Annotated in this window: 10 protein-coding genes and 4 pseudogenes; 7 read left to right on the top strand and 7 right to left on the bottom strand. The window is 60.5% G+C overall.

All coding sequences use genetic code 11. The annotated features are described in order from the left end of the window. Positions 1 to 137: 137 nt before the first annotated feature. The 3 genes from ACFQT0_RS07630 to ACFQT0_RS07620 all read right to left on the bottom strand — a co-directional run bounded on the left by ACFQT0_RS07630 (position 138) and on the right by ACFQT0_RS07620 (position 2593). Complete coding sequence (locus tag ACFQT0_RS07630; protein WP_380201722.1) at positions 138 to 938, bottom strand: mechanosensitive ion channel family protein; 801 nt, start codon at positions 936 to 938, stop codon at positions 138 to 140. Then, on the bottom strand, positions 890 to 1246 hold the full coding sequence (locus ACFQT0_RS07625; RefSeq protein ID WP_380201720.1) for a hypothetical protein: 357 nt from the start codon (positions 1244 to 1246) through the stop codon (positions 890 to 892). The genes ACFQT0_RS07630 and ACFQT0_RS07625 overlap by 49 nt, the downstream gene beginning before the upstream one ends. 84 nt (positions 1247 to 1330) lie before the next feature. After that, the gene (locus tag ACFQT0_RS07620) at positions 1331 to 2593 is read right to left on the bottom strand and encodes an ABC transporter permease (protein WP_380201718.1); all 1263 of its coding nucleotides are present in this window, start codon (positions 2591 to 2593) and stop codon (positions 1331 to 1333) included. Positions 2594 to 2775: 182 nt separating this feature from the next. Between ACFQT0_RS07620 and queA the strand changes: the two are divergent. The 3 genes and pseudogenes from queA (at position 2776) to ACFQT0_RS07605 (ending at position 5576) form a co-directional block, all read left to right on the top strand. Further along, positions 2776 to 3826: pseudogene (queA, locus tag ACFQT0_RS07615) on the top strand (tRNA preQ1(34) S-adenosylmethionine ribosyltransferase-isomerase QueA). A 105-nt stretch (positions 3827 to 3931) separates the two neighbouring features. Continuing rightward, positions 3932 to 4648, top strand: coding sequence for a 2-C-methyl-D-erythritol 4-phosphate cytidylyltransferase (locus tag ACFQT0_RS07610; protein ID WP_380201716.1), 717 nt, complete (start codon positions 3932 to 3934; stop codon positions 4646 to 4648). 142 nt (positions 4649 to 4790) lie between these two features. Then, positions 4791 to 5576: an enoyl-CoA hydratase-related protein gene (locus ACFQT0_RS07605; RefSeq protein ID WP_380201714.1), complete on the top strand. Its 786-nt coding sequence runs from the start codon at positions 4791 to 4793 to the stop codon at positions 5574 to 5576. A 75-nt stretch (positions 5577 to 5651) separates the two neighbouring features. On the opposite strand, the gene ACFQT0_RS07600 is transcribed toward ACFQT0_RS07605, so the two are convergent. Then, a complete protein-coding gene (locus ACFQT0_RS07600; RefSeq protein ID WP_380201712.1) occupies positions 5652 to 6497 on the bottom strand; it encodes a hypothetical protein in 846 nt (281 codons plus the stop codon). 174 nt (positions 6498 to 6671) lie between these two features. Between ACFQT0_RS07600 and ACFQT0_RS07595 the strand changes: the two genes are divergently transcribed. The 4 genes and pseudogenes from ACFQT0_RS07595 (at position 6672) to ACFQT0_RS07580 (ending at position 9136) form a co-directional block, all read left to right on the top strand. Then, complete coding sequence (locus ACFQT0_RS07595; protein WP_380201710.1) at positions 6672 to 7073, top strand: DUF4142 domain-containing protein; 402 nt, start codon at positions 6672 to 6674, stop codon at positions 7071 to 7073. Next, positions 7070 to 7279: a hypothetical protein gene (locus ACFQT0_RS07590; protein WP_380201708.1), complete on the top strand. Its 210-nt coding sequence runs from the start codon at positions 7070 to 7072 to the stop codon at positions 7277 to 7279. Before ACFQT0_RS07595 ends, ACFQT0_RS07590 begins: the two co-directional genes overlap by 4 nt. Positions 7280 to 7548: 269 nt before the next feature. Continuing rightward, positions 7549 to 8243: pseudogene (locus ACFQT0_RS07585) on the top strand (DUF4142 domain-containing protein). 141 nt (positions 8244 to 8384) lie between these two features. Further along, positions 8385 to 9136: pseudogene (locus tag ACFQT0_RS07580) on the top strand (IS5 family transposase). A 111-nt stretch (positions 9137 to 9247) separates the two neighbouring features. On the opposite strand, the gene ACFQT0_RS07575 reads toward ACFQT0_RS07580, so the two are convergent. From ACFQT0_RS07575 to ACFQT0_RS07565, 3 genes and pseudogenes are all read right to left on the bottom strand, one after another. Beyond that, positions 9248 to 9565: a hypothetical protein gene (locus ACFQT0_RS07575; RefSeq protein WP_380201706.1), complete on the bottom strand. Its 318-nt coding sequence runs from the start codon at positions 9563 to 9565 to the stop codon at positions 9248 to 9250. 138 nt (positions 9566 to 9703) lie between these two features. After that, positions 9704 to 12539, bottom strand: a pseudogene (uvrA, locus tag ACFQT0_RS07570) (excinuclease ABC subunit UvrA). Continuing rightward, the gene (locus ACFQT0_RS07565; RefSeq protein ID WP_380201704.1) at positions 12506 to 12778 is read right to left on the bottom strand and encodes a hypothetical protein; all 273 of its coding nucleotides are present in this window, start codon (positions 12776 to 12778) and stop codon (positions 12506 to 12508) included. The pseudogene uvrA and the gene ACFQT0_RS07565 overlap by 34 nt, the downstream one beginning before the upstream one ends. Positions 12779 to 12913: the final 135 nt, after the last annotated feature.

Here is a 12913-nt window from a genome sequence, read left to right as displayed (position 1 = left end):
TTCAGGGAAATTTTCCTGAAGCATTCTTAAGCAAAAGAGGCAGCCCAGTGGGTTGCCTCTTTTGCTTTCTGCCCGGTTGTGAGAGCTTTCAGGATTTAGATAAAAATTGAGCTAAATTGAATTGGCCGCTAGCCGCATCAGGCTTGGGGGACAGCCACGGCGGGAGCGCCGGCGAATACACCGCCGTGCTCTTCTACTACTTCAACCAGGCGGTAGTTGAGGTCTTCTTTTACATCAAGGTATTCGTCGTAGCTGGTGGTGTCTACGAAGTACTGCACGGTCACTTCTTTGCCGGACGGCGTTAGGGCATTGAACTTCATCTGCACGTCCTGGGTCACCAGCGGGTGGCCTTGCATGGCCTTGATGGACCCCGCGATTATGTCGTGGAGTTGGGCGCTGGTCGTTTTCTGGTCGAAGGTGAGCGTAAACCCCACCCGGCGCGAGGTGCGCAGCGAGAGGTTATCGAGGGGCTTGTCAATCATGCTTTTGTTGGGCACGGTGAGGTAGCTTTTCTCGGCGGTGCGCAGGCGGGTGCTGCGGAAGCCGATTTTCTCCACGGTGCCGTTCACCTCCCCAGCCTTCACGAGGTCGCCCACGCCGAAGGGCTGGTCGAGGAAAATGGTGAAGGAGGCGATGAGGTTTTCGAGGCTCTCCTTGGCGGCGAAGGCCACGGCCAGCCCGCCAATGCCCAGGCCGCCTATCAGGGCCGTCACATTCACCCCAAACACCTCCCCCAGCACCACCATCAGCCCAATAATGATGACCAGCACCTTGAGCAAATCCTTGGCAAAGGGCAGGAACTGGTGGTCGAGCCGGCGCAGGCCGGGGCTGTCGCGCAGCTCGTTGCGGCGCTGTACCACCAGCAGGGCAAAGTCGACCAGCCGCAGCATTACCCACGTGACGGTGGCAATAATGCCCAGCAGAAAAATGCGCAGCAACGCCACTTTGGGCCAGGGTCTACGCCTTGTACCGCATCGGGCGGCATGGGGTAGCGTAGCACGCCAAAGGCCACGTATGCAGTGCCCAGAAACAGCAGCACCGACAGCGGCTGGATGAGGAACTCGTGCATTTCCTGCTCGGTCACGCCGGCCGTGTACCGCTTCGTGAGCCGAAACAGCACCTTGCTCAGCAGCCGCGACAGCAACCGGCGCAGGGCCGCACCCACCAGCAGAATAAGAATGGCCAGCAGGTATTGGCTCAGGGTATTGCCCAGAATTTCGTGGTGCAGAAAGGGAGGTAGCGTCATGCCGCAACGCCGGGCGCAGGCCCGGCGGCTAATTGGGGGTTAACTAAAAAGACTGCTCCGTATTCGGTGGCTCAGGCCGGAATGTTACTTGGCCCGAATCGCAATAACGGGGTCCAGGTTGGCGGCGAGCACGGCCGGCACGATGCCGGCAATCACCCCAATGCCGACGGAAATCAGCAAGCCCAGGATGACGCGGGAGGCCGACATGGTGAGCGGCAGCGCGTCCTGCGGCACCAGTGTAACAAGCCAGACCAGCAGAATGCCGGCCAGGCCGCCAATCAAACACAGGCAGATGGCCTCAAACAAAAACTGGAAGAGGATGAAAAAATTCTTGGCCCCTAGTGACTTCTGAATGCCGATGATATTGGTCCGCTCGCGCACCGACACGAACATGATATTGGCAATGCCGAAGCCGCCCACCAGGATGGCGAACGAGCCGATGACGCCGCCCACGATGCCGATGACCCCAAACAGCTTGCCAATGGCCGCGGCAATCATCTCGGGGCGGTTCAGGGCGAAGTTGTCTTCTTCCCGGGGCTTGAGGCCGCGAATGTTGCGCATCACGCCGCGCATTTCGTACTCCAAATCCATCAGGCCGGGGTCCTCGTCGCGGCCCTTTACGGCGATGGTGGCGCTGGGGCCGCCCCCGAAACCGGTCGTGCTCAGGGTAAACATCTTGGTGAACATGCCGAAGGGAATGATGCAGTTGGCGTCGTTGCTGGAGATGGTGAGCAGCTTTTTGCCTTCTTTTTCCATCACCCCGATTACCGTGAGGGTCTGGCCGCGGGCCTTGAACTGCTTGCCCAGGGCGTCGCCGTTGGGAAACAGGTTTTCGGCGATGGTGGCCCCGATGATGGCCACGGGCCGGGCGGCGTCCATTTCCTGGGTGGTGAAGTAGCGGCCGTCTTTCACGGGCACGTTGCTCACGGCCCGGTAATCGTAGCTCACGCCCTGCAGCACGCAGTCGGCCACAGAGTTGGAGCCTGCTTTTAGCGTGTTGCCGTTGTTGGCCGCGAAAATGGCAATGCCCTTGTTGTTGGGTCCAAGCTGTTTGCGCAGCTGCTGGTATTCGCGCGGGTTGGGCACGGGCCGCTTGAAGTATTTCCACCACGGGAACTCCGAATCGAAGGCAAAGGGCCATTTCGACACGTAGATGACTTTGTCGCCCGCAAAATCGAGGCTGCTGCGAATGTTGGCCTCCAGCGAATCGACGATGGTAAAGACGGCGATGATGGAAAAGATGCCAACCGTGACGCCCAGCAGCGACAAAACCGTGCGCAACAGGTTGGATTTTAGCGCATCCCAGGCAAAGCGAAAACTTTCTAAGGTAAGGCGAAGGGTCAGCATAAAGAAGAAGGCACGCGTAAGGGGCAGTATCCGGAGTCAAAAGACGGAAACTCGCGGGGAAGTTGCTGAGGCCTAAAGGCCGGGCTGGGTTTTCGCAAGGTGCAAAAATGGAAAGTAAGAGAAAAAGCCGTACTTTTGCCTCCCCAAATTTCCGTATCTTCCCCCAATACTGCCCTATGGCGATGAAATTGCATGAGTTCAAGTTCGAACTCCCCGAAGAACTGGTGGCTCTGCATCCGGCCCGCAACCGCGACGAAAGCCGCCTGATGGTGGTGCACCGCGCCACCGGCCAGATTGAGCACCGCACTTTCAAAGATATTCTCGATTATTTCGACGAGGGCGATGTTTTGGTGCTCAATGACACCAAAGTTTTCCCGGCCCGCCTCTACGGCAACAAAGAAAAAACCGGCGCCAAAATCGAAGTTTTCCTGCTGCGTGAGCTGAACAAGGAGCTCCGCCTGTGGGACGTGCTGGTGGACCCCGCCCGCAAAATCCGGGTGGGCAACAAGCTGTACTTCGGCGAGTCGGATATGGTGGCCGAGGTAATCGACAACACCACTTCGCGCGGCCGCACCATTAAATTCCTGTTTGATGGCACCGACGAAGAATTCCGCAAGGCGCTGTACGAGCCTGGGCGAAACCCCGATTCCGAAAGAGGTCCTGAACCGCGAGACCGAGCCAGCCGACAAAGAGCGGTACCAGACCATTTATGCCGAGAACATTGGCGCCGTGGCGGCTCCTTCGGCCGGCCTGCACTTCACCCGCGAGGTGATGAAGCGCATGGAGATTAAAGGCGTAGAGCCGGCGTACGTGACGCTGCACGTGGGCCTGGGCACTTTCCGCACCGTGGACGTGGAAGACCTGACCAAGCACAAGATGGACTCCGAGAACTTTATTGTGACGGCGCCAGCTTGCGCTATCGTGAACAAGGCCCTCGACGCCAAGAAGAAAGTGTGCGCTGTGGGCACCACCACCATCCGCGCCATGGAGGCGTCGGTGTCGGCCAATGCCCGCATGAAGCCCACCCAAGGCTGGATTGACCGGTTCATCTTCCCGCCTCACGATTTCAAAATCGCCAACTGCCTGCTCACCAACTTCCACCTGCCGGAGAGCACGCTCATCATGCTGGCGGCCGCTTTTGCAGGCTATCCCCTGCTGATGGAAGCGTACAAGGAAGCCATAAAAGAGAAATACAAGTTCTTCAGCTACGGCGACGCCATGCTGATTCTGTAGTGTTTTGGGTGACGAAGTGATGAAGTAAAAAGTCCCGATTGCCACTGCGGCGGTCGGGACTTTGTTTTTTCCTGCGGTTTAATGGGCCTGCAATACTTTTATGCCATGCGGCCTCCTCAACACCTCATTGCTCCATCACCTCATCACCCAAAACGCTTTGCCATCATCGTAGCAGGCGGTAGCGGCACCCGCATGGCCGCCGACCGGCCCAAGCAGTTTCTGCTGCTGCGCGACGAGCCCGTGCTGCTGCACACCCTGCGCCGGTTTGCCGAGCCAGCATTGGGCATACAGGAGCTGATTGTGGTGCTGCCCGCCGACCAGCTCACTACCTGGCAGCAACTCTGCGAGCAGCATCAGGTCAATATTCCGCACCGGCTGGTGGCAGGGGGAGCCACGCGCTGGGCATCGGTGAAAGCGGGCCTAGCGGCGTTGAGCCAGTACCCAGAAGGCCTGGTGGCGGTGCACGACGGCGTGCGGCCTCTGGTGTCGCGGCTGGTAGTGGAGCGCACCTACGCGGCGGCAACAACCCACGCGGCGGCGGCCGCCGCTGTGATGCCCAAGGATTCGGTGCGGCTGCTGTCGCAGCACGGCTCCTCAGCTCAGAACAGAAGCCGCTTGCGGCTCATGCAAACGCCGCAGACGTTCGAAATAGACTTGCTGCGCCGCGCCTACGCTATGCCGGAGCTCACCTCCTTCACCGACGACGCGACGGTAGTGGACGACCTCTGCCGAGTACAGCTGGTAGAGGGCGACTACCGCAACCTGAAAATCACGACGCCGGAAGACCTCATAATTGCGGAAGCGCTGCTTCGAGCGACTTAGTAGCTGAGTGCCTGGGCTGGCGAGTGCAGTAACCGGTAGGTTGAGCTAATTGCATGGGCATGGAGAATTCGGACTGCCGTTATTTGCAGGCATCATTCGCTCTACACTTTCCCACTCAGGCACTCCGCCACTCAGTCACTCCATGGAATACACCAGCCTGCTTTACGATGTGCGCCCCGACGGCGTGGCAACCATTACCCTGAACCGCCCGGACGTTTTCAATGCCTTCAACGACCCGTTGAGCTACGAGCTACAGGATGCGCTCAAGCAAGTGGCGCGCGACGCGGCCGTACGCGCGGTGGTGCTCACGGGCGCGGGCCGGGCCTTCTGCTCGGGCCAGGACCTGAAGGCGGCCCAAGGCGCGGAGAAACGCTCGTTCTACGATTCGCTGCACAAGCGCTACAACCCCATTATCCGGGCCATGCGGGCCTTGCCCAAGCCCATTATTGGCCGCATCAATGGCGTGGCGGCGGGCGCGGGCTGCTCGCTGGCGCTGGCGTGCGATGCGCTGGTAGCCAGCTCGGAGGCGTCGCTGATTGAGGTATTTATCAACATCGGGCTGGTGCCGGACTCGGGCTCTTCGTGGTTCTTGCCGCGGCTGGTGGGCACGCTCAAAGCGTTTGAACTGTGCAGCCTGGGTTCGAAAGTGCCTGCCGAGGAGGCGCTACGTCTGGGCCTCGTGAACCAAGTGGTGCCGCCGGAGCAGCTGGATGAAGCGACCTATGCACTGGCTGCCCGCTACGCCTCCGCCCCTACCAAGTCGATTGGGCTGATTAAGCAGATGCTGAACAAGGCCGGCGCAGCCACCCTGGACGAAATGCTGGACTACGAAGCCCATTGCCAGCAGATTGCCGGGGAAACCGAAGACTATTTTGAGGGAGTGAAAGCCTTTAGCGAGAAGCGCAAGCCGGCGTTTAAAGGCGTTTAGAGGCGCAGGCTAGCCCCACAAAAAAGCCCCGACTGATTGCAGTCGGGGCTTTTTTGTGAGCGCTGCAACTGTGTATTAGCGCAACGTAATGGTTTTGGTGCGGCCGTTGACCGTGACGGAGGCAATGCGGTCGCAGGCTTGGGTGCCGCTGGGGTCGTAGTTGAGCACCATGGCCCGGGCGTTGGAATTGGTGATGCTGATGGTGCCGGCCACAAAGTACTTGAAGCAGTCGCCGCGCTTGATGAGCGGCGTTTGCACGGTAGTGCTGTAGGTGACGCCCTTCCGGTTGGTGCCATTGGAAGAGCCGGTTACGCTGTACACGTCGTCCGACGCTTGCGGCGTGCCGTAGCCGGCCGTGCGGGTGAAGACCCAATTAGCAGTCCAGGAGTGGGTGCCGCCGTTGTTGGCCCGGATGATGCTGGCATTGGTCACGTCCACGGAGAAGGAGCCCAGGCCGAGGTCGGTGAAGGTGCGGGTGGCCGTGTGCTGGTTGTCGTTCACGAAATAGTTGGTGCGCGTGACCACGGCCCCGGCCCGGCGCGTGGTCACATCCGTCGTGAAGCGGACCTGAATTTTACCCCGGCGGTTGCGGCCATCGGGGCACAGGCAGTTGGTGGGCCCAAAATCGATGGTGAGCGTGCGGGTAACGAAGTCGTAGCTGCGGGTGGCGCAGGCGCCGAACTTGAGGCGAAACTCCGCGTCCGTCGTCGCGTAGGCCGAGCCCTGCACGTTGGGGTCGACGGGGCCCGCCGACTGCGCGGCATCCGAACTGACCGCCGTTTCGATGTTGTCATCGCTGCGGTCTTCTGCCGTCGTAATGTCGTCGGGCGTGGCGTCGGATTCGCGCTGGCAGGCGGTGGTGAGCAACAAGCCGCTGGCGAGGCAGGCCAAAGCCAGAGAACGGAGGGAAGAGGTACGCATGAGTGAAGTGAAAAATTGAGTTAGGTGAACTGCGTTAGTGGCCGTTGGAAGCAAGAGTCCCGCCCGGGTTTAAAGCACATATAAAAAAACTTGCATTCTCTGCCGCAGGAACCCGGCTCGCGGTCAGTCGTATAGCGTTGCAGCTATACCCTTCTTCCCACCAACCCCTTCGCTATGCGCGGCTTATTGCTTTCCCTACTGCCTTCGCGGCAGCTCATTCTTCAGCTGGCGGTGGCGCTTCCTTTGCTATCGGCCTGCTCCTCGGGCGGTAGCAACGACGCAGTGGATGCGGCCAACGCCGAAAACAAGAATAAAATTAGCGAAGCCGACGTGACGGCCAAACAGGAAGCAGATGCCGACTTTCTGGTGAAATCCACCAGCCGGGCCTTGCTGCAAGTTGAGCTGGGCAAGCTGGCCCAGGCGCGCGCCACCACGCCCACCGTGCGCACCTACGGCGCCCGCCTGGTGCAAAACCGCCTCGAGCTGCTCAACGCCCTGCGGGGCCTGGCCACGTCCAAGAACCTGACGGTGCCCCCGCCCTGGGCGGCGACGAGCAGGCCGCTTACCACGAAGTGAGCACCAAAACCGGTACGCAGGTAGACAAAAGCGTCATGGAGCTCATTCTAAAGGTCCAGAAGCAGGACGAAGACGCCTTCGACGATATGAAGGACGACGCCTACGACGGCGACATCCGCGGCTTTGCGGCCAAGTACCACACGCCCGTGCAGGAAGAGCTGGCCGGCGCCGAAGAAGTGGCCGATGCCATTGAGGACTTGCCCTAAGGCTACCCCGCTGCGCCAGAATGGCTCAACTGCTGGCTCACTTCCTTCGGAGGTGGGCCAGTTGCTTTTCCGGGCCTAATTAATTGTTCTGCTTTGCGTTATTCTATAGTCGAGCTTAGCTCTGCTTGAACAATTAAATATGTTTTATCACGCAACAACTTGCCCGCAACCGCCCGTACTAGAAGTACTACCAGCCATTTGCCTGCTTACCAGAGAGGCTGGTGGCCTTGGTTCTTTCCCATTCCTTTCCACAAAACCCTTTCCTTTTTATGAAACGCTCCTTCTTTCCCCTGCTGGCCACGGGCCTGCTGACCTTGGCTTCCTGCGGCGACTCCAACAAGTCGACCACGGCGGAAAACGGCAACGCCAGCGATAACACCATGACCAGTTCGGCTACCGGCGGCGACACCGTGTCGACCACCATGCCGGCCGGCTCCGAAAACCCTGCAAACCAGCCCGGGGCTGCCGGCTCGGCCCAGGGCACTACCAGCGGCGCTGCCGCCATGGGTGACCCGAATGGCCCCACCGCGCCCCACAAAGACGACAAGGAATTCATGATGTCGGCGGCCCACAGCGACCAGAACGAGATTCAGCAAAGCAAAATGGCGCTGGCCAAAGGCGTGACCGGCATGACCAAGGACATGGCCAACCAGATGATTGCCGACCACACCAAGTCGACGGCGGAGCTGAAAGTCATTGCCAAGAAAAAGGCGTGACCCTGCCCACCGACATGGATGCCGAGCATAAAGCCATGGCCCCGGCCATGCAGAAGCTCTCGGGCAAAGATTTTGAGCAGCGGTACATGACCCAGATGGAAACCGACCACCAGAAAACGGCCAATACCATGCGCGCCCACGAAAAGATGACCAAGGATGCCGACCTGAAAGCCTTTATCGGCAAGACGGTGCCCGTGGTAGAGAAGCATCTGAGCATGGCCAAGCAACATAATGCCATGAAAATGTAATTCCGGCTTTGGCGGGCTGGCGAGTTTGCCACCCCGTAAAGCCGTTCAGCAAAAAGCCGCCGCAGGTAACTGCGGCGGCTTTTTGGTGCTTAGGAAAATCCGATGACTAGGAAGTGTTAACAGTGAGAAGTAAATTGGAGCATGGATTTTCTGCTAACGGAAGCGCAGTGGGCACGCATCGCGCCCCTGCTGCCGGGTCGAGAAGGCACGAGCGGGGGCCGGGGCCACGACAACCGGCGTTTCGTGGAGGCGGTGCTCTGGTTGACGCGCAACGGTTGCCGCTGGCGGGCCTTGCCGGCCGAATGGGGCAACTGGCACACGACGTACACGCGCTTCCAGCGCTGGGCCGCGTCCGGCGTGTGGGCCCGGGTGCTGGCGGCCGTGCAGCAGGACGACGCGCTGCACACGCTGCTGGTCGATTCGACCACCGTGCGGGCCCACCAGCACGCGAGCGGCGCGCGCAAAAACGGACCGCAAGCCTCGGGCGCAGCCGCGGCGGCTTGACCAGCAAGCTGCACGTGGCCGCCGATGCGCAGGGGCGGCTTGTGCGCTGCCGGCTGACAGCCGGCCAGCGCCACGACGCCCCGCAGGCCTTGCCGCTGCTCGAGGGGCTGGCCCCGACGCACCTCGTCGCCGACCGCGGCTACGATTCCGACCCGCTCGTGGCCGCGCTCGCCGCCCGCGGCACCTGCGCCGTGATTCCGCCCCGGTGCAAGCGCCGCACCCCGCGGGCTTACGACGCGGCCCGCTACGCCCAGCGCCACCCCGTCGAGCGACTCTTCAGCCGCCTCAAGCAGTTTCGCCGCGTGGCCACCCGTTACGACAAGCTCGATGCGCATTTCTTGGCCTTTGTTCATTTGGCGGCGACCGTTTTGTGGCTCCGTGACTGTTAACACTTCCTAGTACCTGCGCGCTAGCGGACGGGCGCGGCAGTCCACTGCAGCTGGCTGGTTCCGCAGCACAGGTCGTTGATTGTCATTCGGAAGGTGCCAACTGCGAGGGCTTTACCGGTAAAGTCGGCTTGCAGGCTCGAAGCGCCCCGTGCCCCGGGTGGGCGGGTCGATGGCCACGCCGCTTACCTTGCCGCCCATGATGCTGAACCGGTCTTTGGGGCCTACCATCTGCCGCTCCAGCCGGCCGCTACACTGCTCGTAGCCATCAAACGTAAGTTCGGAGAGTGTTTTCCCATCGGGCGACACCACAAAGCTGATTTTGTCGCCCGTCGTGCCGTTGCTGACGGTGCCATTCCACCGCGTGCTTTTCGGAGGTGCCGTGGCAATGGCCACGATGAGCAAACAGGAAAAGAGTAAGGATTTAATCATAAGCAAAAGGCGGGGAAAAGAGCGACGAAGCTAGCCGCATTCTGCATTCCCACTAACAAAAACGCCGCCCGAAACCCACTGTGAAGTGGGTTTCGGGCGGCGCGAGCTAATAGTCAATAAATTGACTATTGTAATTATTTAAACTTTCTCAACCTTGGCTTCGCTGTACTTGCTGATTTTCAACTCCTCGGCCAGGAAGCGTGCCGTGTGACCTTTGTCGGATTTGGCTACCTGCTCGGGCGTGCCCTGGGCCACGATGGTGCCACCGCCCGCGCCGCCTTCGGGGCCAATGTCGATGACGTGGTCGGCTACCTTAATCAGGTCGAGGTTGTGCTCGATTATGAGGACGGTGTTGCCTTTGTCGGCCAGCTTCTGGAGCACGTCGGCCAAGTGGTTGATGTCCTCGAAGTGCAGGCCGGTGGTGGGCTCGTCGAGGATGTAGAAGGTCTTGCCGGTGTCCTTTTTGCTGAGCTCGGTGGCGAGCTTCACGCGCTGGGCCTCTCCGCCGGAGAGCGTAGTGGCCTGCTGGCCCAACGTGAGGTAGCCCAGCCCAACGTCGTTCAGCGTTTTGATTTTGCGCAGGATGCGCGGCTGGAACTCAAAGAATTCCACGGCTTTCTCCACCGTCATGTCCAGGATGTCGGTGATGGACTTGCCTTTGAAGCGCACTTCCAGGGTTTCGCGGTTGTAGCGGCGGCCTTTGCAGGTTTCGCAGGGCACGTGCACGTCGGGCAGGAAGTTCATCTCGATGGTCCGGATGCCCGCGCCTTCGCAAGTTTCGCAGCGCCCGCCCTTCACGTTGAAAGAGAAGCGGCCAGGACCGTAACCACGGATTTTGGCCTCCGCCATCTCGCCAAACAGCTGGCGGATTTCGGTGAACACGCCGGTGTAGGTGGCCGGGTTCGAGCGCGGCGTGCGCCCAATGGGCGACTGGTCCACCTCAATCACCTTATCCACCAAATCCAGCCCTTCGATGGCGCTGTAGGCCAGCGGCTCTTTCTTGGAATTGAAGAAGTGCTGGTTGAGGATGGGGTACAGCGTGTCGTGGATGAGTGTGGATTTGCCCGAGCCCGATACGCCCGTAACGGCCACCAGCTTGCCCAGCGGCACTTTCAGAGTCACGTTTTTGAGGTTGTTGCCCTTGGCGCCCTTTAGTACCAGGCTCGGCGCCTTCTCCCTTGCGCTTCTTCTTGCGCATTTCGATGTGCTTCTGCCCGCTCAGGTACTGCGAAGTGAGCGAGCCCGAATTCAGAATCTCCTTAGGCGTACCCGAGGCCACGATGTGGCCGCCGTGAATGCCCGCGCCGGGGCCGATGTCGAGCACGTGGTCGGCGTGCAGAATCATGTCCTTGTCGTGCTCCACCACAATCACCGAATTGCCGATGTCGCGCAGGTGCTGCAGGGCCTTGATGAGCCGCTCGTTGTCGCGCTGGTGCAGGCCGATGCTGGGCTCGTCCATGATGTAGAGCACGCCCACGAGTTGGGTGCCAATCTGGGTAGCGAGGCGGATGCGCTGGCTTTCACCGCCGCTCAGCGTGCGCACGGGACGGTGCAAGTTGAGGTAATCCAGCCCAACTTCCAGCAGGAAGCCGATGCGCTTGCGGATTTCCTTAAGCAGGCTCGCGGGCGATAACGTTCTGGCGCTCAGTGAGCCGGTTTTCCAAGCCCTCAAACCAGCCGGCCAAGTCGTTCAGGTCCATCACCGACAGCTCGCCGATGTTCTTGCCGTCCATCTTGAAGTGCAAGCTTTCCTTTTGAGGCGGTAGCCCTGGCACTCGGGGCAGGTTTGGGCCTGGGCATATTGGGCTATCCACTCGCGGATGTTGTCCGACTCGGAATCCATCTGCCGGCTCAGGAAAGGGATAATCCCCTCGAACGCCTCGGTGTACTGGCTTTTGCTGTCGTCGGCCTCGTCCTCCGAAATGCCGTGGAGCAGGCGCTTGAGCAAGTCCTCGGGCAGCTTGTCGATGGGCGTGTTCAGCGTGGCCTTGTGCTTTTTGAGAATAACCTGCAGCTGCTGGAAAATCCAGATGTCGCGGTAGTCGCCCAGGGGCGCGATGCCGCCGCGCGAGATGCTCAGCTTGCGGTCGGGCATCACGCTTTCTTCCGTGATTTCCTGCACCTCGCCCAGGCCGTTGCAGGTAGGGCAGGCGCCGTAGGGCGAGTTGAAGCTGAACGTATTGGGTGCCGGGTCGTCGTAGGCGATGCCGGTGGTGGGGTCCATCAGGAAGCGCGAGAAGAACTGCGGCTTGCCTTTTTCGCCCTTGGCGTCGGGGTCGAGCACCAGCATGGTACCCTTGCCGTGCGTAAGGGCATTCTGCACCGAACCGCTGAGGCGAAACCGGTCTTCTTCTTTCACCACCAGCCGGTCAATCACGATTTCGATGTCGTGAATCTTGTAGCGGTCCACCTGCATCTTGGGCGTGATGTCGAGCAGCTCGCCGTCGACGCGCACCTTGGTGAAGCCTAGCTTGGCAATCTTCTGGAAGTCTTCGCGGTAGTGGCCTTTGCGGCCTTTCACTACCGGCGCCAGCACCACCAGCTTGCGGCCATCGAAGTGCCGCAGGAGGAAGTTGATAATCTGGTCGTCGCTCTGCCGAATCATCTTCTTGCCCGTGGCGTAGCTGAAAGCCTCGGCCGTGCGGGCATAAAGCAGGCGCAGAAAATCGTAAATCTCGGTGATAGTGCCCACCGTGGAGCGCGGGTTGCGCGAGGTGGTCTTCTGCTCGATGCTGATAACCGGCGACAGGCCCTCAATCTTGTCCACGTCGGGCCGCTCCAGGCCGCCCATGAAGCTGCGGGCGTAGGCCGAGAACGTCTCCATGTAGCGGCGCTGCCCCTCGGCATAAATCGTATCGAACGCCAGGCTCGATTTGCCCGAGCCCGAGATGCCCGTGAATACCACCAGCCGGTTGCGCGGAATCTTCACCGACACGTTTTTCAGGTTGTGCTCGCGCGCGCCGTACACTTCAATGAAGGGCGCTTCGAGGTGCTGCGAGGCGGGGCTGTGGCCGTTGAGTGGCCGCTGGTGTGCTCCGTAATCGGGCCCGCAGCGGGAAGCTCGGTCATCGTGCGCACCGCGGCGGCGGTTTCGGCGGCGCCGGCAGCACCGTCTTTGGCTGGGGTTTTCAGCGCGGCGGCCTTGGCTGGCGCCGACCGTTGGTTGGCTTTGGGAGCTTTGGCAACCGGGGTAGCAGTGGATTTTTTGGCCATTCAGAAACGCAGCGAATAAGTGCGCAAAGGTACGAAAAAGGGAAGCCGAAGGCTAACCGCAACCGCATATTTGCCAGTCGCATTAGCCGGTTCAGATAAGTCGGTTGGTGCACAACAGCACGGGGCCTCGCTTTG

Origin of the sequence: Hymenobacter humi (assembly GCF_042665855.1) — a bacterium.
In the GTDB taxonomy this organism is placed as follows: domain Bacteria; phylum Bacteroidota; class Bacteroidia; order Cytophagales; family Hymenobacteraceae; genus Hymenobacter; species Hymenobacter humi.
Note: the sequence above shows the minus strand (reverse complement) of the source record. Positions and strands in the feature narration are given on the sequence as shown.